21 protein-coding genes are annotated in these 25,799 nt (G+C 47.9%); 11 read left to right on the top strand and 10 right to left on the bottom strand.

The features are described 5' to 3' along the window. Nucleotides 1-168: 168 nt before the first annotated feature. Entirely contained in the window at nucleotides 169-3,558 is a 3,390-nt protein-coding gene (locus ACO08K_RS17335; protein ID WP_421797673.1) for a PVC-type heme-binding CxxCH protein, read from the top strand. A 294-nt stretch (nucleotides 3,559-3,852) separates the two neighbouring features. On the opposite strand, the gene ACO08K_RS17330 is transcribed toward ACO08K_RS17335, so the two are convergent. After that, complete coding sequence (locus ACO08K_RS17330; protein ID WP_421797672.1) at nucleotides 3,853-6,234, bottom strand: OmpA family protein; 2,382 nt, start codon at nucleotides 6,232-6,234, stop codon at nucleotides 3,853-3,855. Between the two features lie 9 nt (nucleotides 6,235-6,243). Then, a complete protein-coding gene (locus tag ACO08K_RS17325; protein WP_421797671.1) occupies nucleotides 6,244-7,344 on the bottom strand; it encodes a 2Fe-2S iron-sulfur cluster-binding protein in 1,101 nt (366 codons plus the stop codon). A gap of 234 nt (nucleotides 7,345-7,578) precedes the next feature. Here ACO08K_RS17325 and ACO08K_RS17320 point away from each other — a divergent pair, with 234 nt between their 5' ends. The 3 genes from ACO08K_RS17320 to ACO08K_RS17310 all read left to right on the top strand — a co-directional run bounded on the left by ACO08K_RS17320 (nucleotide 7,579) and on the right by ACO08K_RS17310 (nucleotide 10,044). Next, on the top strand, nucleotides 7,579-8,643 hold the full coding sequence (locus tag ACO08K_RS17320) for an alkane 1-monooxygenase (RefSeq protein WP_421797670.1): 1,065 nt from the start codon (nucleotides 7,579-7,581) through the stop codon (nucleotides 8,641-8,643). Nucleotides 8,644-8,645: 2 nt separating this feature from the next. Beyond that, complete coding sequence (locus tag ACO08K_RS17315; RefSeq protein ID WP_421797669.1) at nucleotides 8,646-9,353, top strand: SAM-dependent methyltransferase; 708 nt, start codon at nucleotides 8,646-8,648, stop codon at nucleotides 9,351-9,353. 217 nt (nucleotides 9,354-9,570) lie between these two features. Continuing rightward, the gene (locus ACO08K_RS17310; RefSeq protein ID WP_421797668.1) at nucleotides 9,571-10,044 is read left to right on the top strand and encodes a hypothetical protein; all 474 of its coding nucleotides are present in this window, start codon (nucleotides 9,571-9,573) and stop codon (nucleotides 10,042-10,044) included. A 130-nt stretch (nucleotides 10,045-10,174) separates the two neighbouring features. On the opposite strand, the gene ACO08K_RS17305 is transcribed toward ACO08K_RS17310, so the two are convergent. After that, nucleotides 10,175-10,642, bottom strand: coding sequence for a hypothetical protein (locus ACO08K_RS17305; protein ID WP_421797667.1), 468 nt, complete (start codon nucleotides 10,640-10,642; stop codon nucleotides 10,175-10,177). 121 nt (nucleotides 10,643-10,763) lie between these two features. On the opposite strand from ACO08K_RS17305, the gene modB reads away from it, so the two are divergent. The 3 genes from modB (at nucleotide 10,764) to ACO08K_RS17290 (ending at nucleotide 13,224) form a co-directional block, all read left to right on the top strand. Beyond that, on the top strand, nucleotides 10,764-11,438 hold the full coding sequence (gene modB, locus ACO08K_RS17300; RefSeq protein WP_421797666.1) for a molybdate ABC transporter permease subunit: 675 nt from the start codon (nucleotides 10,764-10,766) through the stop codon (nucleotides 11,436-11,438). After that, nucleotides 11,423-12,298, top strand: a complete 876-nt coding sequence (locus tag ACO08K_RS17295) for an ABC transporter ATP-binding protein (protein WP_421797665.1) — start codon at nucleotides 11,423-11,425, stop codon at nucleotides 12,296-12,298. Before modB ends, ACO08K_RS17295 begins: the two co-directional genes overlap by 16 nt. 89 nt (nucleotides 12,299-12,387) lie before the next feature. After that, nucleotides 12,388-13,224, top strand: coding sequence for a DUF6089 family protein (locus ACO08K_RS17290; protein WP_421798320.1), 837 nt, complete (start codon nucleotides 12,388-12,390; stop codon nucleotides 13,222-13,224). Nucleotides 13,225-13,451: 227 nt separating this feature from the next. Here the strand turns inward: ACO08K_RS17290 and ACO08K_RS17285 are convergent, their stop codons facing one another. The 3 genes from ACO08K_RS17285 to ACO08K_RS17275 all read right to left on the bottom strand — a co-directional run bounded on the left by ACO08K_RS17285 (nucleotide 13,452) and on the right by ACO08K_RS17275 (nucleotide 16,800). Beyond that, nucleotides 13,452-15,011, bottom strand: coding sequence for an Rne/Rng family ribonuclease (locus ACO08K_RS17285; RefSeq protein ID WP_421797664.1), 1,560 nt, complete (start codon nucleotides 15,009-15,011; stop codon nucleotides 13,452-13,454). A gap of 660 nt (nucleotides 15,012-15,671) precedes the next feature. Continuing rightward, nucleotides 15,672-16,451, bottom strand: coding sequence for a tetratricopeptide repeat protein (locus tag ACO08K_RS17280; protein WP_421797663.1), 780 nt, complete (start codon nucleotides 16,449-16,451; stop codon nucleotides 15,672-15,674). A 22-nt stretch (nucleotides 16,452-16,473) separates the two neighbouring features. Continuing rightward, nucleotides 16,474-16,800 carry an HU family DNA-binding protein gene (locus tag ACO08K_RS17275; RefSeq protein WP_320031856.1) on the bottom strand — a complete coding sequence of 109 codons (327 nt, stop codon included), beginning with the start codon at nucleotides 16,798-16,800 and terminating at the stop codon, nucleotides 16,474-16,476. 200 nt (nucleotides 16,801-17,000) lie between these two features. Here ACO08K_RS17275 and ACO08K_RS17270 point away from each other — a divergent pair, with 200 nt between their 5' ends. Genes ACO08K_RS17270 through apaG form a run of 3 tightly spaced genes read left to right on the top strand, consistent with a single transcriptional unit; the run spans nucleotide 17,001 to nucleotide 18,853 of the window. Further along, entirely contained in the window at nucleotides 17,001-17,876 is an 876-nt protein-coding gene (locus tag ACO08K_RS17270; protein ID WP_421797662.1) for a YicC/YloC family endoribonuclease, read from the top strand. A 1-nt stretch (nucleotide 17,877) separates the two neighbouring features. Continuing rightward, on the top strand, nucleotides 17,878-18,441 hold the full coding sequence (gene gmk, locus ACO08K_RS17265) for a guanylate kinase (protein WP_421797661.1): 564 nt from the start codon (nucleotides 17,878-17,880) through the stop codon (nucleotides 18,439-18,441). A 25-nt stretch (nucleotides 18,442-18,466) separates the two neighbouring features. Further along, nucleotides 18,467-18,853, top strand: coding sequence for a Co2+/Mg2+ efflux protein ApaG (apaG, locus tag ACO08K_RS17260; protein ID WP_320031853.1), 387 nt, complete (start codon nucleotides 18,467-18,469; stop codon nucleotides 18,851-18,853). A gap of 132 nt (nucleotides 18,854-18,985) precedes the next feature. Here the strand turns inward: apaG and ACO08K_RS17255 are convergent, their stop codons facing one another. After that, nucleotides 18,986-19,756 (bottom strand): OmpA family protein, encoded by a 771-nt coding sequence (locus ACO08K_RS17255; protein ID WP_421797660.1) that lies wholly within the window; start codon nucleotides 19,754-19,756, stop codon nucleotides 18,986-18,988. Between the two features lie 413 nt (nucleotides 19,757-20,169). Here ACO08K_RS17255 and ACO08K_RS17250 point away from each other — a divergent pair, with 413 nt between their 5' ends. Beyond that, entirely contained in the window at nucleotides 20,170-21,642 is a 1,473-nt protein-coding gene (locus ACO08K_RS17250) for a hypothetical protein (protein WP_421797659.1), read from the top strand. Here ACO08K_RS17250 and ACO08K_RS17245 read toward each other — a convergent pair whose 3' ends face one another. From ACO08K_RS17245 to ACO08K_RS17235, 3 genes are read right to left on the bottom strand one after another with little or no spacing between them, the layout of a single operon-like run. Then, on the bottom strand, nucleotides 21,643-23,901 hold the full coding sequence (locus ACO08K_RS17245; RefSeq protein WP_421797658.1) for a hypothetical protein: 2,259 nt from the start codon (nucleotides 23,899-23,901) through the stop codon (nucleotides 21,643-21,645). Nucleotides 23,902-23,954: 53 nt separating this feature from the next. Next, nucleotides 23,955-24,614 (bottom strand): UDP-N-acetylglucosamine pyrophosphorylase, encoded by a 660-nt coding sequence (locus tag ACO08K_RS17240; RefSeq protein ID WP_421797657.1) that lies wholly within the window; start codon nucleotides 24,612-24,614, stop codon nucleotides 23,955-23,957. 50 nt (nucleotides 24,615-24,664) lie between these two features. After that, a complete protein-coding gene (locus ACO08K_RS17235) occupies nucleotides 24,665-25,789 on the bottom strand; it encodes a lactonase family protein (RefSeq protein WP_421797656.1) in 1,125 nt (374 codons plus the stop codon). Nucleotides 25,790-25,799 lie beyond the last annotated feature (10 nt).

The raw sequence follows: 25,799 nt of genomic DNA, 5'->3' as shown, positions 1-25,799 counted from the left end.
ACACGATGAACGCCTTTCATCCCCAAAAGTAAACCAACCACACCCTACCACAGATTTTTGTCTTTTTTACAATTATTCTTTGCAGAGATAGCCTCAAAATCTTCTAAATTTACCACTCTGCATCACCTATCCAAGCTCTGTGCTAGATAGCCTTCAAACAATTTGACTATGGCATTCAGAAAAACATTTAGAAAAAAAATCCCCCTTTTGGGCGTACTCACCCTGCTGGTCATTTCCTGTATGAAACTGCCGGATACCATCAGCGTACAAGAAACTTCGGCCAGAGCCCAACAAAAGGCCCTGGAGCTGAAAGATAAAACCACCATCAAACTGGCCGATGGGGTTCAACTCAGCCTCTGGGCGACCGACTCCCTGGCACCCGACCCGGTAGCCATGGATGTTGACCACCTCGGGCGCGTGTACCTCACGAGGACCAATCGCCAGAAAAACTCGGAATTTGACATCCGGGGGCACCGCGACTGGATGACCGAGTCGATTGGCCTACAAAGCGTGGAAGACCGTCGGGCCTTTTTGCATAAAACCTTCGCCCCCGAGCGCAGCAAAGAAAACGAATGGCTCAAAGACCTCAACAATGACGGCTCCCACGACTGGAAGGATCTCGCAGTTGAACGCGACGAAATCTGGCGGCTTGAAGACACTGACGGCGACGGCATGGCCGATAAATCCACCCGTATCCTCAGCGATTTTCACGATGAAGTAACCGACGTAGCGGGTGGGATCATGGTCGCAAGAGACAATGTCTACGTTGCCATTGCTCCAGATTTATGGAAAATACAATACAAAAACGGCGTATTGGGCAAAAAGACCTCCCTTGCCACGGGCTATGCTGTACACATCGGATTTAGTGGACACGGTATGTCTGGTGTAACCGAAGGCCCAGATGGGCGTATTTATTGGAACATTGGCGACATTGGCTCCAACGTGACCACCGTGGATGGCAAAAAATGGCCCAATCCCAACTCCGGCACCATTGCCCGTTGTAACCCCGACGGCAGCGATTTTGAAATTTTTGCCACTGGTTTGCGCAACACCCACGAGTTTGCCTTTGACGAGTACGGCAACCTCATTTCCTCCGACAACGACGGCGACCACCCCGGTGAAAGTGAACGCCTCGTGCACGTCGTCGAAGGTTCGGATGCAGGCTGGCGTTCCAACTGGCAGTATGGCAAATACACCGACCCCAAAAACAACCGCTACAACGTATGGATGGAGGAAAAACTGTACAAGCCCCGTTGGGAAGGCCAGGCTGCCTACATCATTCCTCCGATCATGAACTACCACAACGGCCCCACCGGGATGGTATACAACCCCGGTACTGCTTTGGGCTCGGCCTGGAAGAACAAATTTTTCCTGGTGGAGTTCGTCGGTACACCTACTCGCTCGCCTATCTGGGCTTTCGACTTGAAACCCAAGGGAGCAACTTTTGAGTTAAAAAGTGAAACCAATCTGGTCAGCGGTATTCTACCTACGGGCATCGAATTCGGCCCCGATGGTGCCTTGTACATTGCCGACTGGGTGAATGGTTGGGGAACCAAAAACTTCGGTCGGGTTTGGAAGCTCGACGTTACTGCGGATAAAAATGACCTCGCCGATGAGCGTCGGGAGACCAAACGTTTGATGGAGCTGGACTACAGCGCACAAGCAAGCGCCAAACTGTTGGAATTGCTGGGATATAGCGACATGCGGATCCGCCAAAGAGCCCAATTTGAACTGGTGCGCCGGGGCAGCAAGGGATTGCCTTCTTTGCAGCAAGCTATTGCCCAGCGGGAAAACCAATTGGCGCGTGTACACGGCATTTGGGGCGTTGGGCAGTTGGCTCGGGCCGATCAAAAACAAGGCGCGCAGTTGCTGCCTCTGCTGAAAGATGCTGATTCCGAAATCATCGTACAAGCCATCAAAATGTTGGGCGATGCCAAAATTGCCGCAGCAGGCCCAGACTTGCTTCCACTCCTGAAGCACGAGAACCCTCGGGTGCGTTTTTACAGCGCTGAAGCCCTGGGGCAATTGGCCTATGCACCAGCCGTAGAACCCTTGATCGCACAGTTGAAAGACAACAACGATGAAGACCTGTACATTCGCCACGCAGCGGTATTGGCCTTGTCGCGTATCGGCCAGGCAGAGCCGATGATTGCTTTGGCTAACAATCCAAGCAAGGCGCTGCGCACTGCCGCAGTGTTGGTGTTGAGAAAATTGAAAAGTGACAAAGTTGCTTTATTCCTGAATGATTCCGACGAGTACATCGTGACAGAAGCTGCTCGGGCCATCAACGATGACTTGTCGATTCCAGCAGCATTGCCTGCATTGGCGGCTACATTGAAGGAGAAACGGTTTACCGCTGAGCCACTCTTGCGCCGCGCCATCAATGCGGCCTTGCGGGTAGGGACTGCCACTGAATTGGACCTTCTGATCGGCTTTGCCAATCGCAGCGACATTACCGACATCATCAAGGCGGAAGCACTGGCAACCATTGGCTCTTGGGGCAATCCTTCCTTGACCGACCGGGTAGATGGCCGTTATAGGGGCAAACTGGAGCGGGATGCCAATTTGGCCCGGACCAAAATCAAACCTTTTGTCAACAACTTCCTGGAACAGACCAATCCTGAAACCCTGATTGCGGTTGCGGGTATGTTGGCCAACCTGGAGTTGAGTGATGCCAACGATGCACTGGCGAAAATTTACTACAACAACAGCAATGTCAAAGTTCGGGCTGCTGTATTGCCTGCCTTGAATCTGTTGAAATACAAAGAGATTGATACCGCCATCAAAGCAGGTATGGAGGATAAAGAAGAGAGCCTGCGCACCGTGGCACTGGGCTTGTTGAACAACAGTAACGTAACCAAAGCAAGTTTGCCAGCCATCGTGCAAGCTGTTTTTGGCAAAGGGAGCACCCGTGAACAGCAGCAATTGTTGGTTGTAATGGGTAAACTGGATTTGGCTAAAACCGAAAGTATTCTCGGCGATCTGGTCCAACAAATGGAAGATAAAAAACTGTCGCCCAATTTGAGACTGGAACTAAAAGAAGCCATCGACGCCTCTGGTTCCGCCAGCCTCAAAGCCAAAATGGCCGCTTTAAAACCAGGTACCACCCTGATGGATGAATTTGCGGAAGCACTATATGGGGGCAACTGGGCGCAAGGGCGCAACATCTTCAACAACAATGCCACCGCACAATGTACACGTTGCCATGCCGTGCGTGGAGTAGGAGGTACTGCTGGGCCATCACTCACCGAAATTGGCAGCACGCTGACTCGTGAGCAATTGTTACAGGCATTAATCGAGCCGAGTGCCAGGTTATCGCCCGGTTTTGGTACCGTAACCCTCAAGTTGAAAGATGGCCAGGAAATCTTTGGAACCTTGCTCAAAGAAACTGAAGAAGCGGTCACCTTGAATGTAACCAATGCCGAGCCGCTGGTGATTCCTGTTTCGCGCATTGCCTCCCGCGACAACACGCCATCGAGTATGCCTCCAGTAGGCGCATCGTTGTCCAAGCGAGAAATCCGGGATTTGGTGGAGTATTTGGGGACGCTGAAGAAGTAGAGCGATGGCTGAAATGTTGTTCCGCCTAAAGCTATCATTTTATGCTTACGACCAGCGGCGCTAGCCGCGAAACGTCTGTAGCAAAGGGAACGGAGGGAGGATTTTAAGGTGCGTAGCACCGAAACCGCTTGATTGTTCCGGTGCTACGCACCTTAAAGGCTTATTGTGGCCTGGATGCTACAGACGTTTCGCGGCTAGCGCCGCTGGTCGTTTCAACCTGGCGCTGTAGCTGGTTATAAACTTTTGCCCATTTAATTTGATAATACTTAGCTTTGGTCGTTGACTCCCTCAACCTTATTGATCAATAAACACAATCTCCACCCGCTGATTGGCCAGCCTTCCCGCTGGAGTGCCATTGGTGGCGATAGGTTGTTCTTTCCCGGAGCCCCTTGCCCTAATCCGTTCAATTGGCACCTGATCCAACACCAATAAATCGGCAATTCTTTCTGCCCGGCGATTGGTCAGTTCTGTAGCAAAGTTGTAGGTACAATGGTTATTGGTATGTGCAACGATTTCGATGGCCAGATCAGGATTTTCTTTCAAAAATGTCGCCAGGCGGTGTATCTCTGCATAAGCTGAAGAGTCCAATTCACTTTGATTGGGGAGGAACACTATGTTTTCCAGCACAATGGTTTTTTCCACGATAGGATTAAAAAGCTGGATGTCCTGCTCCAATTCATTTCCAGCAATAACCATAAAGGTATCCAACATCATGGTTGATCCTTCTAAAGAGGGGCGGTTACTGGGACGGTATTGAAAACCTCTTTCGATGCGCAGTTGACCCTCTATTTTGATGCGAATTTGCTGGTTCATCGCGGCTGATTGCGCGGAAAGCATGCGCATGTCGAGTAAGGTTCGCAGATAGTTTCGCACATCCGTTTTGATTTGGGTGGTCAACTCATTTTGGTTTTTTTGCAAAATGTAATTGGAAATATTGCGCGAAGCCTCCTCTTGCCATTCAAAACAAGGACTAAAAATTGCTCGCCATTTGGCCAGATCCGCTTCTGGCAGCAATAACAAGGTTGGATTCTCCAGGATTTGCTTTTTTTGCTCCCGCCAAATGGCCCTTTCATCGGGTTTGACTTTTTTGTCTTGCCTTTTGACTTCCTCGTTCAACATTTGTAAAATCAGAGATTGAGCTGTAGCTGGCAAAATTTCCCAACGTTGTTGAATTTCAATGACCCTTACAAAATCCTCAAAGGTGGTTGGTATTAAGGTTTCAAAGGTGCTTAATTGATCAATTGGCTTGGCCTGGCCATCGTGAAATTTCAGCAAAGCTTGCTGCTTTTGAGTAGCTAGGTATTCTTCACGTAGTTTACTTAGCCCGGATTCCAGGGTTTTGGTAAAGCTAATCGAGGCAGTATCATTCCATTGTTGCAAAATTGAATTTACATATCCTTGCCGTTCTTTATTCAGGTTTTTGATGGCTACCAGGTGTTGGTTATACGCCAATTGTAATGCTTCGATCTCTTCCTCCACTTGCCGATAATTAGGGTTGGCGGCCAGGATGGCATTCATCTTGTCGTCGTTGTCCTCACGTTCGATGGCAGCAGGTCCTTTGCGGAGCAAGTTGTAAGTGGGCGAAAAAAGCTGACCTGATAAGGCATTGATGGTCATTTCCGCATTGCGGGGCAAAAGCAACTGATATTTCCCTTGTTGGTTGCTGATGCCTTGCCGGAGGACCCGGGTATTGCGTTGAGGATCAAAGTAATTTAGGCTCACCGTGACGTTGCTTGCCGGGTTTTTGGATTGAGGCAAATAGACCTGTCCTTTCACCAAAATCACCGCTTGAGCCCTTAAAGAAGCAGAAATATTGGCGCTGAGGATGCGGGGAGCTTTGGCTTCTGTGCGGGTCCACCAGGCTTTTTCACCAATGACGGAAGTATAAAAGCCCCATTCATCGTGTTCGGAATTAAAATTTGAGCCCAGATTGATGGGTGTGCTCCATTCAGTCCAGGAATTGGCGGCTCGCCGGCTCATGTACAAGTCCAGCCCCCCAAAACCGAGGCGGCCATTGGTAGCAAAATAAAGGGTTTGACCATCAGCTGCCAAAAAAGCACTCCGTTCATTTCCCGAAGTGTTGATGGTAGGCCCAAGGCTTTGCAGGTTCTTCCACAAAAGGTCTCCCTCGCGTTGGGCTACATAAATATCACTTCGACGCTGGGTGCTATCGGAATGGGTAAGGCACAACAATAAGGTTTGGCCATCATTGCTGACAAAACCGTGCTGGATTTGAAAGGCAGAATCCCAGGGCTCGATCAGCATATTTTGTGGAGTAGACCAACTACGGAAACTGAGTTTTGATTGAGCTATACTCTTTTTCCCATTTTCGTCCTCCAACAGCAAATACATTTCATTTTCATCCAGATTAATGGCCAGGCATTGGTCGTTTTTGTCGGAATTGATGGGTATCCCGGCATTGACTGGACGGCTCCATTGATTTTCCCCCAAATATTGACAAATCCAAATGTCAGCCAGATCGGCTTGCCCGTAATTGGCGTGATTCCCTGCTTCACTGTACAGCAATAGGCTGCCATCTGGACTCAGGATAGGAGCATAATGTGGAAAGTGTTGCCGATCACTGACCCCTATACGCCTGGTATCCTGCGCTTGTAGCCCGGATTGACCGAGCCACAGCCACAGGAAGAGCGCCAGGATATAGGTGTAAAAAGGCATACATTGTTTTTAAACATCGTAGGTGATTTCCACTTCCGTAGAGGTTGGATGTGACTGACAGGTCAGAATAAAACCTTTGCTGACTTCATCATCATCAAGGGCATAACATGCATCCATTTTTACCGAGCCCTTGATCACCTTGGCCATACAACTCGAACAAGCCCCCGAAGTACAGGAATAAGGTGGATCCAGCTTTTGATCCAACAGGGCATCGAGAATGGTCTTGTTAGGAGCTACAGAAACGGTGTGGGTCTGGCCATTGAGTATAGCGATGACCTGAGCGCCACTTACCCCGTTGACATGAGGCGCGTTGGGGTCAATATTGGCGGTAAAATGCTCAATATGGATGTGCTTCTTATCAATGTTTTGTTGCTGTAAAGCGTGTTCCACTACATTGATCATCGGCCCGGGACCACAGATAAAATACTGAGCTTCGCGAGTATTGCTGGCATTTTCTGATAAAAAGCGGCTGATCAAAGCGTTGTCGATGCGACCAGTCAAACCCTCCCAGGAAATGCTGCCTTTGGCAAAAAGCCCCGAAAGGCCTTTGGGTTTTTCCCGTTTGGGCTGGCTGAGGGTATGGGTTACGCTCAATTGCCCGTCGTAACGTTTTTTCAATTGCTCCAGCTGATCGTAGAACAAAATTGACTCTTCACTGCGGTTGCCGTACAGGAGATGCACCTTACTTTGGGGTTCTTCCTCCAGGATGGTTTTGAGTATCGCCATCAATGGGGTAATGCCACTTCCCGCGCCGAAGAGGTAATACGTTTTGCGCTGGTCCCCATCAAGACTAGGCGAAAAACGGCCATCGGGTTGCATTACCTCCACTTTTTCGCCTACCGCTAGTTTGTCGGCAATGTAGTTGGAAACCAGCCCTTTTTTTACTCTCTTTACAGTTACTGCAATGTCCTTCTCCAGAGGGCTACTGCACATGGAATACGCACGACGGGCTTCTTTGCCGTTAATGGAAAATTTCAACGTCAGGTATTGGCCTGCTTTGTACGCAAACTCAGGTTTTATATCTTCGGGAATACCAAATACTACGGTAACGGCATCGGCTGTCTCCGGGCGGATTTCTTTCACCGTTAGGGTAAAAAATTTCTTGCTCATATCTTTGTGGTTGAGGAGTTGAGAAAGTTGAGAAGTTGAGAAGTTGAGGTTACCACAGGGACATAGACAATGGAAATGTCCACACTGCTGCGGTAGCCTCAACTTCTCAACTCCTCAACTTCTCAACTCTAACACAGTTTCAAGTTTTCAGTTTTGAGGAGGCAAAAATAATTAAATGTTTGGGAGTTCCTGAGGAACTATGTCATTCAATCCGCTACATAAAAACATTTACCGATGAAATGGAGTGATTTGAAGTACCTGATTGCCTATACTGCTCCTTTCGCGACCCTTTGGGGCTTGTATGAGCAAGGCCATTGGTCCTTTGCGGGCATTTATGTCGGCTTTGTGCTCATTCCATTGTTGGAGCTGATTAGCCCGGCTTCTGCATATAATTTGTCGCCGCAGGAAGAGGATCAAAAACTCAGCATGTGGTTCTTTGACCTCTTGTTGTACCTCAATATTCCTTTGCTGTACTTCATTTTGCATGTGTATTTTCAGCAAGTTTATGCAGGCAACAGTGCGGGCTATGAACTAGTGGGGATGACCTGTAGTGTAGGTCTGATTGTGGGTACCATTGGCATCAATGTAGCCCATGAATTGGGGCACCGCAGTAAAAAGAGTGAACAAACAATGGCCAAAATTTTACTGTTAAGTGCCTTGTACATGCATTTTTTCATCGAGCACAACCGGGGGCACCACAAACATGTCAGCACCGATGCCGATCCGGCCTCTGCACGTTATGGGGAAAACCTGTATACTTTTTGGCTGCGTTCAGTATTGGGCTCCTGGCGCAATGCCTGGAAATTGGAGGCTGAACGTTTACAAAAAATGGGGCTTTCCGCGTTTTCCTGGCAAAATGAGATGCTGCGCTTTCAGGTTTTCCAATTAGGGTATTTGCTCTGCATTGGATGGGTTTACGGCTGGGGGATGCTCGCTTATGCGCTAGCAGTGGCCGTATTTGGCTTTTTATTGCTGGAGTCGGTGAATTACATCGAGCATTATGGTTTGCGCCGAAAAACCTTGGCGAATGGCCGTCCCGAACCTGTCCAGGCCTGGCATTCCTGGAATTCGGATCACGAGCTGGGACGCATTTTTTTATATGAATTGACACGACATTCGGATCACCATTTTAAGGCTAGCCGCAAATATCAGATCTTGCGGCACTTTGACGAAAGTCCACAATTGCCTTTTGGGTATCCAACTTCTATCATCATTGCTTTGTTTCCGCCCTTTTGGTTTAAACTCATGAATCCCAGGGTAAAACAAGAACAACTACGGCTCTCGACGCCAACCACATAACGATGCAACAAACTGGTAAACTGTATTTGATTCCGGTGCCCTTGGGGGAAACTGCGCACCATACCATCCCGCAATACGTCAAAGAATGCCTTTGGCAACTCGACTATTTTATTGTGGAACGTGCCAAAACCGCCCGCCATTTTATCAAGGCTGCCCAACATCCCCGCCCACTCCCAGAATTGGAAATGGTAGAACTCAGCGAGCATACCAAGGAGGCAGAGTACCGCTCCTTTTTGGCTCCAGCACTGAGTGGCCGTAATATCGGGCTGATGTCGGAGGCAGGCTGCCCGGGGGTAGCCGATCCAGGTGCGGTAGTAGTGGAGCTGGCGCATCGGCAAGGCATTCCAGTCGTTCCACTCGTGGGGCCTTCATCTATTTTGCTGGCACTGATGGGTTCCGGGATGAACGGCCAAAAGTTTTGTTTTCAAGGGTATTTGAGTGCCAAAAAACAGGACCTCGGGCAACAGCTCAAACGTCTGGAACAATTGGCCCAACGTGATCAGTGTACCCAGATTTTTATTGAAGCCCCTTATCGCAATCAGCAGATTGTCGCAGCAGCGCTTCAGCACTTAGCTCCTCAAACCCGTTTGTGTATTGCCGTAGATTTGACCATGCCTACCGAATACATTGTAACCCGGAAGGTGGAAGAATGGAAGCGGAACCCTCCTGCGGATTTGCACAAACGGCCAGCAATATTTTTGTTGGGATAGCCTAGGGGCGATAAAAAAATAAATGTTCATTTTGCCAGGGGATTATATAAGTAAACGGTTCAATTTAAGTGCCTTATCTAATCCTATGGCTCAGGAAAAATGAACATTTATTTTTGCCCACTACTTAAGTACAATAGTTTGCATAAATAAAGGGTTTTATCGTTCTTTGAGCCATCAGGTGTTTCCATCTGGAAACATCGAACCAAGCAATTTGATCATGCTTTTTATCGACGAAAAAACCATCGACCTCGCCATTGACGCCATCAGTGATTCTGATGAGCGCTACGATGCTGCATTGGCATCCATTGAAAGCCAACAGGCTGAAATGATGTCTTATCTGTTTGCAGAAGACGAGGCTACCTTCAATGAAGACGAGAAGGATTTCCTTTTGTACCTGCTCCTGATCATTTGGGAAGCAGTGCGGACCAAGGTTGAAAACATCAAGCCTGTCCCAGCCTCGGCTATTTCCGATGCGGAAGAAGCCAGTTGGGAGACGTTGGAAGCCAGTGTGGGCAAAAAATTCCGCGATCGACTCGATCCTTTTTTTGAAGCCACCAAACAAGAAGATTTGTTGGCTTTTGTGGAGGATGCGCTTCTGGATGACGACGATACCCCGGTCACCAAAGAAGGCCGCGAGCCGATGTTTGTGACCTTGAAGGCAGTGATTGATTGTTTGGATCAGTTCAATTAGACGCAGGAAAAAATCGAACAATTACGGATGTTGCCAGACGGTAGAGACGCACGGCGGTGCGTCTCCTGAATGATTCAGAATAGCAGAGACGCACGGCCGTGCGTCTCTACAGTGCGTTGCGCCTCAACCTTTACTGGCATTCCACCTTCCCCAAATAGGTACCAATCTTTGCATTGGCGGGGTCTTTTATTACTAATTTCCCGCCGGGGCCTTCGGTGAGTTCTCCGGTCATTTCGCCTACTGCATCAGCTTCAATGACGAAGATTTTTTGCTCGGCTTGTTCACTGCCCTCAATTACGTAGTCCCAATCGGCGGTTACTTTGTTGCCTTCGAGGGTGCCAGAGAGGTTGCCACGGGCACCATCTTTTTCCCAGGGTTCCCAGGCCATGTAACCCGTTACTTTGGTGCCTTCAACTGTTAAAGTCAGGTACGTAGAATCCTGCCCTTCAGTATACAGGTAACAGGTTGTTCCGTCTTCGACAGTGAATTCGCCTTCTGTGCTGGTTTCTTCCTCGGTGCTTGGTTTGGCTTTAGGTTGGCAAGCCACAAAAGTGATTGCCAAAGTCAGGCAAGCGCATAATCTGAGCATGTTGAGCATGGTATAGAAGTTTTTGATGTTTTATAGCATTAAGGTAACAAGGCTTGGGAAAATACTTGGTCAAATCTGCTGTATTTTTCCTAAAAGCCCCTAATTTGAACACCTAATGCACTTTTAGTAGATGGATTTTTTCAATACCTTATTGCTCACACTACGCCTGGCTGGTGTCACCACCGTCATTTTGCTGGTTTTGGGCATTCCCATTGCCTACCGTTTGGCGTACACCCGCAGTTTTTTAAAACCCGTTTTTGAGGCCCTGGTTAGTTTACCATTGGTGTTGCCACCTACGGTGATTGGGTTTTATTTGTTGCTGGCCTTTAGTCCCAATAGTGCTTTGGGGGAGTGGCTGCAAAACAACCTGGATGTTCGGATGGTGTTTACTTTTGAAGGTCTGGTCTTGGGCTCAGTCATTTACAGTTTTCCCTTCATGGTACAACCATTGCAATCGGGATTTGAACATTTACCGCCGCATTTGGCGGAGGCTTCCTATACCCTGGGCAAATCGACCTGGGTCACCTTGTGGCGGGTGTTGTTGCCCAACATTCGCTCAGCCTTGCTGAGTGGGATCGTATTGTCTTTTGCGCATACAGTAGGGGAGTTTGGGGTGGTATTGATGATTGGGGGGAATATTCCTTCAGTTACGCGGGTGGCGTCGATTGCCATCTATGACGAAGTGGAAGCGCTCAATTTTGCTGCTGCCAATCAGTATGCCCTCAGTATGGTTGTGCTCACTTTTGTTTTTTTGGTGCTATTTTTCCGTTTCAATCGCCGCTCACAACAATGGATCACTCGATAAGCAGCCTCAATTGTAGTTTACAGCTGAAGGATTCCCAACGCTCCTTCCACCTGGAGGTCGATTTGCAGCTTTACCAAAGGGAGCTACTGGCTTTGACCGGGCCATCAGGCAGCGGTAAAACGACGATTCTGCGCATCCTGGCCGGACTGGAGAAAAGAGCCAAAGGGCGTTTGATGGTGCAAGGTGAGTTGTGGCAGGATTCCGCACAAGGTGTTTTTTTAGCTCCTCAGCAGCGTTCGATTGGGGTGGTATTCCAGGATTATGCACTTTTTCCCAACATGAGTGTGTTGCAAAATTTGCGGTTTGCCTTGCCTAAAACCGAAAATCAGACCCTGATTGAGGAATTGTTGGAGGTGATGGATTTGTTGGAATTAAAAACGGCTTACCCTAGGGAATTATCCGGCGGCCAACAACAACGGGTTGCCCTCGCTCGTGCACTTGTGCGTCGCCCCAAATTGCTGTTGCTCGACGAACCCCTTTCAGCGCTGGATGCCCAAATGCGGGAGCATTTGCAAGCCTTTATCCGCCTGCTTCATGAGCGGTATGCACTGACGACACTATTAATTAGCCACCATCCCGAAGAAATTCAACGCCTGGCTGATCGGGTACTTGTATTGGAAAAAGGAAAGATCATTGATGGAAATTTGACTCAGGAAGCGAAGCCTACGGGTTTGTTGCTGCGTGCCATCTGGTTGGAGCCGCAAAATGGCTTGATCCGGGTGCAATTGGGGGATAATGAGTTGGCGACGCCGCAGCCTGCGAAAGTGTTTGCGGACTATTCCCCCGGGCAGGAGGTGTGGATTCGGATGGTGTCGGCGGAGCGGTTTGAAGTGTGTGAGGAGGAAAAATTCAACACATAATGAACAACTTGTACCGAAAAAAACACCGGACACTGTACCTTTGCGCCAATTTTTATCGTTCCTAATGCAAAATTAAGACTGTGCATACTATGATTCTGAGTGGAAAGCCGTTTTTGCGGATTGTTTTTGGTGCTATTTTCAGCTTGTTTCTGGTTACAACTTGGGCCCAAAAAGGCTGGGAAGCCGGTGTTTGGCTGGGAACAGCCTATTATTTTGGCGACCTGAATACCAGCTACAACCTGAGTGATCCCCGGCCAGCAGGAGGGATCATTGCCCGATACAATTTCAACAATCGCATCTGTTTCAAAATGGGGGGAGGGTATGGCGTCGTCAGTGGTGATGATGCTCGTTCGAATAATCCTTTTGAAAAGGCGAGAAACCTTAGTTTTCGCTCGGAAATTTTTGATGTGAGTGGCCAACTGGAAGTCAACTTTTTGCCCTACATGCACGGCAGCCGCACAGAGTTTTTTACCCCATACCTTTTTGCAGGCTTTTCGGCTTTTTCCTACAATCCTACGGCGGAGTTGGACGGTACGCGTTACAACTTGCGCGAATTGGGTACCGAAGGGCAATTCAAAGGCGAAGAATACTACAGCGTGAGCGGCAGTTTTGTATACGGTGGTGGGTTGAAAATTGACGTGAGCAAAACCTGGAGCCTGAACCTGGAGCTGGGTGCCCGGGCTGCCTTCACCGACTACATCGATGACGTGAGTACAGTTTATGCAGATAAAAAAGACATCCTGCGCAGCCGGGGTGAAGTAGCCGCTGCACTTGCTGATCGCTCCATCATGATTCCCGGTGTCGACAGCAGCCAATTGGGCAAGGAAGGCTCCCAACGGGGGAATAGCAAAAACAAGGATAATTTGGTGTTTATACAGATTGGGATTGTGAGGTATTTTGGAAATTTGGCTTGTCCGAAGCCGTAATGCTTGTCTAAATTTAAGTTGGAATAAATAAAAATAACCTCGTGACCAAGAAAAAAACCTACCCACGCCTACTCTGGAGTTTAGCCATCGCCCTCTTAATAATTGGCCTCCAATCCTGTCGAACCGGCTGTGGTTGCCCCATGGCCCAAACAGAAAGAGGATTCCAGGTTACCCCAGAATCCTCTCCCATAACCCACAAATTCATTCGTGGGAATAAGGATGCATCATCACATGGCATTTAGCCTGATTTCGTCGTCGTTGTCGTCAAAGAAACGGTATTTGCCCAGGTGGTAGGTACCATCCGCTGCGATGTCGACCCGCCGGAAGTATTGTTTGAACCACTTCCATTGGTAGCTGCTGAACCAACCCTTGGTCAGGTAAGCTTGCAGGTAAGGGTGTACCACCAGCTTGATTTTTGATTTGGGGTGAGTAGACTGGATGTAAGCCAGATCGCGTTCAATATCGCTCACCATCAGGATGGAGGCATTTGTTTTACCGGTACCATCACAAGTAGGACAAACCTCAGTGGTGTCGATCTTCACTTCAGGCCGAACCCTTTGGCGGGTAATTTGCATCAAGCCAAATTTGCTCAAGGGCAAAATGGTGTGTTGCGCCCGGTCTTTTTTCATGGCGTTCTTCATCTCTTTGACCAAATCCTTCTTGTATTCCGGATTTTTCATGTCGATGAAGTCGATGATAATGATGCCCCCGATGTCGCGCAGGCGCAACTGGCGGGCGATCTCTTCCACCGCTTCCATGTTGACCTTCGACACCGCCTCTTCGGCGTTGGTGCTGGACATCTTGTGGCCACTGTTCACGTCGATGACGTGCATGGCTTCCGTTGATTCGATCACCAGGTAAGCCCCGCTGGACATCGTAGCTGTTTTGCCAAAAGATGCCTGAATCTGACGGGTAACTCCGTGGGTCTCAAAAATTGACTTGGTACCTTTGTAATGGCTCACAATATTGACCTGATCCGGGGCGATGGAGCCCAGGTAACTCTTGATATTGAGGTACAACTCCTTGTCGTTGACTACGATGCGGCTAAAGGAATCACTCAACAAATCGCGCAGGATGCTGGAGGTTTTGTCCAGCTCGCTGAGTAATTTGGCGGGGCCGTCCGTTTTGTACATGGATTTGTACATCTCCTCCCACTTTTCCATCATGTAGGAGAGCTCTTCGTGCAGGTCCGCTACTTTTTTACCTTCCGCTGCCGTACGCACGATGACGCCAAAATTTTTAGGCTTGATGCTTTCGATGAGCACCTTCAAACGTTTGCGTTCTTCGTTGTTGGCAATTTTTTTGGAAACAGCCACCACGTCGGTGAAAGGAGTCAGAACCAGGTACCGGCCAGGAATGGTGATTTCACAACTCAGGCGTGGGCCTTTGGTGGAAATGGGTTCTTTGAGTACTTGTACGAGTACATTCTGGCGCTTGTTGAGCACCTGATCGATTTTGCCATTTTTATTGATCTCTGGTTCAATGGCAAAATTGTCCAAACTAAAGGAGTTGGATTGTCCGTTGGAAACTTGTTGGGTGAATTTCAACAAGGAACGGAGTTTCGGTCCTAAGTCGGTGTAATGTAGGAAGGCATCTTTTTTGTGCCCAATGTCTACAAAAGCCGCATTAAGTCCCGGCATCAAACGCCGGACTTTGCCCAGGAAAATATCACCTACGGTGAAATTGTTGTTGGTTTTCTGGTAGTGTATCTCCACCAGTTTGCCATCTTCCAAAAGGGCAATTTCGACTTCTGTGGGAGTTGAATTAATAATAAGATCTTTTTCCACAGACTGCCAATTTAAGGCAACCCGGACTGCATGGAGCGTACAAATGCGGTCGTGAAGCGTAAACTAGAATAATCGGGCAGTACCTATGGTCATTAGCTCTTATGGAAATCAAAAATAAGAGGAATCTTTTTCTGTATTGTTGGGGCTGAACAAGGAGACGAAAAAAAGTACATCAACATTAAAAAGCTCACAACTGCTCTTATCTTGACCGGTTCCGTCCAAGCTGGACATAAAAAATGGTAATGCCGTCTTTTTAATTTTCGAGTAGGCCATATGCACATAATCCAGATTGTGGGCAACATGGCCTACAATCTGGATTTTCCGGCAGATGACAAACTTGATGACTAATGCCGCAAGATGCCCCTCTACAAATTCCGGAGCCACTTTATAAAAATAAGTTGATCAATGAAATATGCTGCGTATGCATGCGAGTCAGGCTAATTTCAATAGCCAGAACTCCGCATTACCATACGCATCAGCACAGTTCACTATCTGTTCTTCTTCTTATGACGGTTCTTACGCAAACGCTTCTTGCGCTTGTGCGTGGCAATCTTATGTCTTTTACGTTTTTTACCGCAAGGCATAGTATGACCTTTTAAAGGTGAATAAATTTATTTCCTGATTACCTAATATTGACGCACGACTTTGGGTCCTGCGTCTCTACTGGGTACACTTTTCTGCAAACGAATTTGCTTTGGCCTTGTCGCCTAACGCATTATATGCATCGGCAAGCATACAGGCTGCTTCAGTAAGGCTTGGGTCGAGTTCGAAAGCCCGCCCCAAACGCTCTACGGCACGATCAAATTGATTCGTACGCATAGCCAAACGTCCCAATTGCACCAAAATTGCCGGATTATCGGGGTTGCTGTCGTTCAATTCACGGAGCATCAGGATCCCTTTCATGGGGTTGTCCTGTGGTGGATTGTCGGTGTAGACCAAAGCCAGATTGATTTTATGCGACAACTCTTCAGGATTGAGAGAGATGGCATTTTCAAAAGCTTTGCTAGCACGCGAAGCAGCGAAGTCTCTTACCGCTGGATCACTCAACCTTGGTAGTGCAAGGGCAAAGGTAGTTCCAGCAATCGACCAACTTTCCTCAGTATTGAGCAATTCGGCAATTTGTTGGGCATAATACCCCGAAATAACCGCGTTGCCCAAACTGTACCACTCACCCGCCAGGCGTTTGAGTACCGCAACTTTTGCGGTATCACTGCTTTGACGGGCCAATTCACCCTCCAATGCTTCTACCAATGCTACGTCGTTCGCCTCGAGGCTATCTTTTGCAGCAGGAAGGAGCACGTTGATGTCCGTGTTTTGTGCCACCAGTGACCGGGACTTTTCCAGGCCTTTCATCTTTGGTGCTTTGGTTTCACAACCGAAGCGGAGAACCAGCAACAGCAATAAAGCGGCTGCTATTACAGCATATTGCAATTTTGTCATAGGTGCTGGTTATTACGTAGGCTTAGTCTTCGTCCTCGTCTTCGTCGTAGCTGTCTTTCGGCAAAGAGTCTACGTTGGCTTTTACTTGCTCAACGAACACTTTAGCTGGTTTGAAAGACGGAATAAAGTGCTCAGGAATCTCAATCGCTACATTTTTCTTGATGTGGCGACCAATCTTCTTGGCGCGTCTTTTGATCACAAAACTACCGAACCCGCGAATGTACACATTCTCCCCTTCGGCTAAAGAGCCTTTTACTTCTTTGAAGAAAGTCTCCAACGTTACCAGTACATCAACTTTTGGTACACCTGTCTTCTCAGATATTGCTGCAACTAGATCAGCTTTTCTCATCGGTATATACTTGGTTTATAGTAAGTTATAAATGTTTCCGTCTTATTCGGAAAGCGAGTCGCAAATTTCGTAATTTTCTTCCTTATTTAAAAACTAAAAGCGCTTTTATTTCTTTAGTTTTCTTTAATTTTCAATTCATTATCTTTGCCCCTCACCTAGCACCCTCGGACTTTGTACGAGGAATGTATACTTTCAACTCTATGTTATTATCGATGACGGGCTATGGTAGGGTAAGCCGCAACTACCGCGACAAGACGATTATTGTAGAGATTCGGTCGCTGAACAGCAAATTCACTGACCTCAGGCTAAAGGCTCCCCAGCATTACAAAGAAAAGGAACCAGATATTCGGAAAATTTTGACCGAACGCCTGGAACGTGGTAAAATCGACTTTACCCTGGAAATCAATTCTTCCACGGGAGAAGACGGCTTTGCACTCAATATTCCGTTATTCAAGCGGTATGTAACGGAGTTGCGGCAGCTCAGTGCAGAATTGAAAGTAGAAACGGGTGATTTGTTGCAGGCCGTTTTGCGTTTGCCCAATGTAGTGGCCACCGCCAACGACGAGATTGAAGAACAAGAGTGGGAAAACGTTTATTCGGCCATTAAGGAAGCCATCGAGCAATTTGAGCAGTTCCGTGCCTCGGAAGGCAAGGTTCTGCAAGAGGAATTGCGCAGCCGGATTGTACTGATTCAGGAGAACCTTGAAAAAGTAGGCCCTCTGGAAGGCGAGCGGGTTGTGCGGATGCGCCAACGTTTGCACCAAAACCTGGAAGAATCACTGGGCAAGGAAAAAATTGATGAAAACCGCTTTGAGCAGGAAATCATCCACTACCTTGAAAAACTGGACATCACCGAAGAAAAGGTACGCTTGGCTCAACATTGCAAGTACTTCATTGAAGAACTTACCCAACCCGGAACCCAGAAAGGCCGCAAACTCAGTTTCATCAGCCAGGAAATTGGCCGGGAGATCAATACCTTGGGAGCTAAAGCCTATTCATCCGAAATTCAACGCCTCGTGGTTGTGATGAAAGATGAATTGGAAAAAATCAAAGAGCAGGTCGCTAACTGTTTGTAAAATGAGCAAGCTCATCATCTTGACTGCACCTTCGGGAGCAGGTAAAACGACCATTGTAGGGCACTTGTTGAATACCATGCCCGAGTTGGCATTTTCCATCTCGGCAACTACCCGCAAGCGCCGGCCAAATGAAGTGGAAGGAAAAGATTACTATTATATAGGTGTACCCGAGTTTAAAAAACTGATTGCTGAAGATGCTTTTGCCGAATGGCAAGAGGTTTACCCTGATCAGTTTTATGGAACCCTGCGCCGGGAAATGGATCGAATTTGGGCGGAAGGCAAACACATCGTTTTTGACATTGATGTAAAAGGGGCAGTCAACCTGAAAAAGGCCTACCCCGATCAGTCATTGGCCATTTTTGTAAAACCACCTTCCAAGGAAGCTTTATTTGAAAGATTGCGCCGACGCAAGACAGAAAATGAAGAAAGCTTGCGCAAGCGTTTGGCAAAAGCCGAAGAAGAGCTTACATTTGAAAACAAATTTGACCATGTTTTGGTTAACGATGTACTGGAAGATGCACTCGACGAAGCCCAAATGGTGGTTCGCCGATTTATCCATACCTAAAATGAGCTCTTAGCTAGCATACGTTATGGACACACTCATTACCAATGGTATTAAAATTTCGGTAGAAACTTTTTACCAACCCAGCTATTCGAATCCGGTGGAGGCTAAATTCATTCATGCCTATCGGATTACGATTGAAAACCTGAGCGACATGACGGTGCAGCTCATGCGGCGTCATTGGGTCATCACTGATTCGGATGGCATCGTGCGGGAAGTGGAAGGTGAAGGGGTGATTGGCCGACAGCCCGTGTTGGAGCCCAATGAATCGCATCAATATGTATCCTGGTGCAACTTGCACACCGGGATGGGGCGTATGGTGGGATCGTACGAGATGCAAAACATTCATTCAGGGGACCTGTTCCAAGTGGACATTCCCGCTTTTCAATTGATTGCACCTTTCCAACTCAACTAAATTTTTTTTTCCACAATAAAAAGAAAGCCGGATTGTAGCGACCTACAACCCGGCTTTCTTTTTGTGGTAGAGACGCACGGCTGTGCGTCTTTGCCTAAGTGGAGACGCACGGCTGTGCGTCTCTACTGCTGATTATTGCTTGGTGATTTGGAGCAGAGGAGCCATATCTGGATCTGCTACTACATCAGATCTGCGGTTGGCAGCTTTGCCTTCTTTGGTGCTGTTGTCAGCTTTAGGCATGGTTTCGCCACGGCCAACAGTAGCCACTTGTGCAGGGCTAACACCATTTTTGATCAACTCGCGGCAAATCGCCAAAGAACGCTTGGAAGACAGTTCCCAGTTGTCTTGGTAAGCACCACCACCACGTACTTTATCAGTATCGGTGTGACCTTCAACCAAAATTTTCAACTTTGGATCGCTCTTCAGTTTTCCTGCCAATTCAGCAACTGCAGCGCGCTGTGCTTTAGACAGAGAGTAAGAACCAGTCTTATAGTCCATTGGCGCACTGGTCATCAAGTACAAACGGCCATTTCTTTCTTCGGCAGTCAAGCCGCTGCCTTTGTAAGCAGAGAAAATTCCGTTAACCTCGTTCTTGATTTTGGTGAGTTCAGCCTGACTCATGTCCAATTTTTGCTGAACTGCGCTGATTTGACCCTTAGTGGCATCAAGATCTTTGCGCAAGTTTGCGATTTCGCCGTTTAAGCGTGCTTTTTCAGCTTCCAATTGGGCTTTCAGGTCAGCGTTTTCTTTCTCCAGGTTGGCTACTTTTGTCTGTGTTTCAGCCAAAGCCTTGTCTGCTGCTTCTTTGCTGGCGAGCAGTTCATCGAACTTTTTCTTAGAAACACAAGATTGCATAGAACCTAGCGCAAGAACAACTACTAGTAAGTTGAGTACTAGACGCATGTTTTTCTGTTTAATTTGAAAATGAATAGTTTCGTAACCATGATGGCGCTCTCGCCAGTCAAGCTTAGAGCAGTTTTAACATGCTCTTAGAAATAGGAACGCCCTAATCCCCGCTTTTATCTTGCAAAACAAGGCATATTTTGTGAATAAAACAAAACAACCCTTAAATTTATTAGCAATGTAAGCCTGCTAAATGTCAGTTTTGGGTCTGAAATGGAGTCTTAAAGAAAGAAGATGATGCCAAACTGCAAATCAAAGCTTAAATTCACCACCCTAAGTAATGACGCAAAAAATTACTTCCCGATTTTTTTTGAGGCTTTTGAATAGGAAGCTCACTTGAAATGAAGCGTTCGTCTGCCTATTCAAAACCCAAATCGGGAACTTAATTTTTCTGCGTTGCTAAACTGCATTTTATGAAGAAGCTACTAGTCCTGCTTTGTACTATTTTTGGATTTGCTTCCATTTCCTTTGCTCAAGCCCGGTTGGATACCAATGTGTTTATCTTCAGCCGGCTTCTCCCGGTCAGTCCTACGCGGGTAGTCACGGTTCAACAAAACTGGAGCAGCACCGGAGCCCCCTTGCAATTGTATTTTCAAAGCATTTCCAATATCTCTGCGGCTAAAGCTGAAAAATTGGTTTCCCTAAAAATGGGCCCCTTCAAAGCCCAGGTGAAGGATATTTTTATCTGGAATGGCGCGTTGAACCTGCTGACCTCAGTTTACTATCCTGGACCAGGCCGCAGCAATTTTTTGTTGCAGCAGTTCGATCCCAAAACGCTCGTGGAAAAACAAAGCAAACTCATTGATGCGGTGGCAACCCCCCGACCCAGCAGTGGTTCCAGCTACCAGGGGTATTGCATTTCTCCGGATAGTAGCCACATCGGGTTTTATAGTTGGATTTACGCTTATTCCGAAGATTCGGTGCGGCTCAATGTACAAGTCTACAACCGTTCGCTGGAAAAACAATGGTCGAAGCAATACACCTTACCTTACCTCAACAATCGGTTTTTGATCAACAACTGCGCTTTGCGCAACAATGGTGAATTTTTCCTTTTTGCTGAAAATTATGCTGGTCGGATTGGGGCTGCAACGGTCATCAAAGCCAATCTGATCGAACACATGGCCGTTCAGTTGCGCAAGGATTTGGATACAGCCAGGGTATTGCGTACCCAACTGGCTAAAGGTGCCCACTTCTCCAGTTTGAAATTTGGGCTTGCTTCAGACGAAACACTTTATGGGATCGGTATTTGGCAAGTGCCTCGTTTTACGGTAGAGACTGGCCTTTATATCTTAAAGATGCCTTTAGGCGCGGCGACTTACACCCAAAACATCGAAGAGTTTCCCAAAGCATTGTATCAAAACGCTGAACGTTTGACTCGGCAAGATTCTGTGCTGGGGAAACATTATACTCCCACTGGTTTTTTCAATTACAACATTTATAAACTGTATCTTCAAGCTACCGGGCAAATGTACCTCCTGGCTACTAGTGGCGATGCCAACATGCTGATCCGCTTCGATGATCAGGCCAAGGCTAAGTACATCAGCATTATCCCCCGACTGAGGTATAGTTTTTTGGATAAAATATACGACGCAAACCTATTCATTAAAGGTGATTCGGCCTATTTCCTCCAAACTCAAATTGAAGATATATTTGGTTCCCCTTATAAACTCATCCGGATTGGGGAAAAAGGAGAACTGATTCACAGCTTGGTGCAATCCAGGATTACCGGTCGGAGGCCCCAATTTATGCTGAATGCCTATTATTGTGAACAAATTGGCGACCGCCACATCATCTTGACTGCCACCGACAATCAAATCCCTTATGACGCACCGCGCACCCTGACCTTCCGCATCGAAGAGATCGATCAGGTGTTTAAAGATAACTGATCAACGCGCGGTATAAAACTTGAAATACTTGCACTCAGCCACAATTCGGGCATAAAACTGGGTATCGGCGTAATCCCGTTTGAGGATCTCGAAATTTTCGTAAGTGCGGGTCCCTCCACGCCAGTAAAAATTATTCTGCTCACAGCGCGCCGCCATGAAGGTAGCCCGGGCAGCTATTTCGCGGCTGCCCGTAAACTGTCGGGCCATATTGAAATAGTTCAAGGCCTGGGTGCAATCAAAATGCTCCCGATTGCCAAGGGCAAAACGTTCGTCGGGCACCAGGTTGGGATCTTGAGCATTTTTGCGTCGCTTCAAACTGCTCCCACTGCGAAAATTGTCCATTACCTGCCAGGCTGAACCAAAATAACTCATGTTGTAATAGGCCAGCCCCATTTGGTAAAAAAAGACCCCACCCTCGAGTCGATTGGCCAAAGCGCGGTATTCCAAATCCAGCATCCGCTCAATGATCTCCCCCCGGTTCAAAAATGTAACCGTATCCCGAATGGGGCAATTTACACAATCATGAAAACGCTCTACAAAAGGTGCCCATACCCCATAGTCGGTCCAGGCATTGCGGTCAATTTTTTTCATTTCCTCCAAAGCAGCAGCAAGTTGGTATTGATCCAGCAGTACCGTGGCTTTGAGCATGTGGATATCATTGACGGTAAGCAAGGTATCCCCTTGTTTGAGCAAATTGCGTTCCATGCGATTGAGCCGCCGTTGTTGCAACATGGCCAGGAGGTCGTTGAGTTCGGTTTCCCGGGGATTGACCCTTAAATCGCGGAAGGGGTAATACGACAAAAAGGCTTTGCCCGGCATGTTGTAGCGTTTGTACAACCACCCCAGTTTATCGCGGGTATAGGGCATAAATTTGGACGGAAAGCGGAGGAAAAATTCATTGCTCCGCATCATGGTGGCTATGTCATCTTCCATGTCATCGTCAACTTCCTGATAGGCCCCAATTTGGGCTCCTAACTTGAAAATCCTCAATTGTTCCTGTAAAGCCTCGTCTTTGATCCCGTCTTCAATGCGCTCAAAAGACTTTATGGCCGCATAAAAATCACCGGAAACCATTTCCAGGTAGCCTTCGGCAATGGCCCAGAGTTCCGGGTTGGTGGTTTTTTTTTCGAGGTTGATTTTTTGGACAAATTCCTGTACCTGAATCAAATAATCATCGATACCGGGTTGGGGGATTTTATGGTAGCGTTTGTTCTGTTCACGGTTTTTATTGAATTCCAGACCCAGCAACTGTTTTTCCAAACGCCGCATTTCCCGCACCAGCAACACATCCAAGTACTCAATTTTGGGATCAAGTTCGTAGATGAGTTTCATTTCTTCTAGCGCCCGGCTTCGGTCGAGGTAAGCCCGCATGGCGTAGAGCGTGGCGCGCTCCTGGTCGCTTCTGCACAAGGTATAGGTCGCCTTCCATTCTTCATCACTGCTGATGCGGAAACTTTGCAGGGCCGATTCCCGTTTGCTGGGGCAATGCAAAAAAACCTTGGCGTAGTCGTAAGCCGCTTCAGGATAACGCCCCAAGGCTTGTAGCGCACCAGCCCGATGCCCCAAAATCCAATATTCGATCAAACTGGGATCGTTGTCCACTTTGGGCATCAACCAGTCGTACAACTCAATGGTACGGTTGTACTGCCGGGAATAATGCGCCAAACGAATGATTTGAAAAGCATAACGCAAGCGGATGTAGTGGGAAGCGCAATTCATAAACTCATCCCGCCCCCGCAAAATCAGGCTATTGATGATGGCCAGATTGCTGGGCCGGTCCTCCCAGGGGTCGGTACTGGTCACGTGGGGCTCCACATCGCGGGTGTATTGCAGGTAGCGCAGGGTTTCGGTGCAGCCGTAGCGATACAAATAGGCGGCAAAGGTATTTTCGCGCAAATAAGGACTCAGCCCATAATTTTTAACCGTGATGCCATTGATCACTTCTTCGAGGTCACTTTTCGGCCAGTCGTACACCACCGCATAAATGTCAGCTTTTTCGGCCTTGGCGCAGTAACGGCTGTGCCACTCGTCGAGGTTGTCCTGCATCATGTTGGTCTTTTGTACCCCGTAACGTTCGTACAACACATCGAAACCCAATACATAGGGCGCACCCGCCGTGGCCCCATTGATGATGGTGGAGCGTAGGAAAGAAAAACCTTTAAATTCCTGCAAATTGGGGCCGCAGTCAGCACTCAGAATGATCGGCCAAAAACACAGGCAACCCCATACTATAGCCTTAAAATTATTCAACAAGTACATAAATAAAGTTTTTTATCGCCCTTAGGAGCATGTTTGACGCTTATTTTAGGCCTCTATTTACGCGGATAAACCTTTCCATCATTCTTCAAGGTGCTACCCGCCTCCACAAAACCCCGCACCGGACATAAGGGGTAAATCACCGCACCACGCCCAACAATGGTGCCCGGAAACAGCACTGCATTGCACCCAATTTCAGCATGATCCCCGAGCAATGCACCAAATTTATTCAGGCCAGTGCCCATTTTTTTGCCTTCCAGGTACACGTTGATCTCATCCCCAGTGGATTTGAAGTTGGACAAAATGGCCCCCGCGCCCAAATGAGCACGATGCCCGAGGATAGAATCGCCCACATAATTGAAATGAGGGACTTGTGCCCCATCAAACAGGATGGCATTTTTGAGCTCGGTGGAATTGCCGACCACTACTTCATCCCCAATGATCACTTGTTCCCGGATGAAGGCAGCGTGGCGAATCTGGCAATTGCGGCCAATGATGGCCGGGCCTTGTATCAGCGCCGTTTTTTCAATGTAGGTGCCCTCTCCTACCCAGACTTGTGGAGCAATTTGTACGTAATCTCCCGGCAATTGGGTCGCCAACTCCTGTAGGTACGCCCCAATCAAGGGCAAGGCCTGCCAGGGGGAGTATACCCGCTTTAGCAAGGGGACAGCGAGGCTGTGTTGGAGGTCGAATAGTTGGGCGGTTAATGGGTGCATGGTATTTTTTTGGGTTACGCGGTTACCTTGGCGACCACAGAGGGTCGCCGCTACTGGTATTTTCTGATTTTGATACAGGATGGACTTGGAATGCCCTCGGTCACACTCATTTTGGTCAACAACCCAGTTTGTACATCCCGCTTGAACACCACAATGCTGTTGCTATTCATGTTGGCGACGAGCAGGAATTTACCCGTTGGATCCAGGGTGAAGTTGCGGGGGTGGTTGCCCAAGGTCGGCTGATAACCCACATTGCTCAAAGTCCCTTTGCTGCGGTGAATCGCATAAATGACCAGGTTGTTTTCGTTGCCCCGGTTTGATACGTACAAAAATCGGCCATCGGGGGAAGTATGGATGTCGGCACCACTAAAGCCAGATTGGAGCTCCTGGGGATGCGCTGAAATATTTTGAATGGAACTGAGTTTCCCTTTTTTATACCGATAGGCACTCACCGTACCACTCAACTCTTCAACACAATAAGCGAATTTTTGATTGGGATGAAAGCTGAAATGCCGTGGCCCTTTACCCGCAGGTGAGGCGACCCCGGCGAGTTCGCTTAGCGGTTGGGTGGCTTGGGCATCAAATTGATACATCCGGATTTTATCGGCCCCTAAATCCGGCACAATCAGTTGGTCGTATTTGGGTGAAAAAACGCAAGAATGGGTGTGCGCAGCAGCCTGCCGATCTTTGACCACATTGCTGCCTTCTTTGTATTCAAACAATTGTGCAGCAGGATTCAAACTGCCATCCGCATTTACGCTGTACGCCGTTACACTCGCATCGGTATAATTGGTATTCACCACCCATTTTCCACTGCGGTGAACATTTACATAAACCGGGTTTTCGCCGCCACTTTTTTGCTTGTTGATAAAAGTGAGTTTGCCGCTGAGGCTATCAAAAGCGAAGCTGCTCAAATTGCCATCTTTAAGCACCCGTGCTTCGGTGCAGGCGTAAAGGTTTTTTCCATTCGGGCTCAAATTGAGGTAGGTAGGGTTGAGTAGGTCAGGGCAAAGGCTTTTGTGCTTCAATTCGCCGCTCAGGGTATCCAGCACATATACATTGATCCCCTGATCGGGCGCTTTGGGCACATAGGCTCCCACAAAAACATAATACGTTTGTGCCTGCAAGAACAAACTCACAATGAAAAACAAAGAGAATAGGGTGGATTTTAGCATGGTGCGCAGT

This window comes from Haliscomenobacter sp., assembly GCF_965225875.1.
Taxonomy (GTDB): domain Bacteria; phylum Bacteroidota; class Bacteroidia; order Chitinophagales; family Saprospiraceae; genus Haliscomenobacter.
This window is presented reverse-complemented; position numbering and strand designations above follow the sequence as displayed.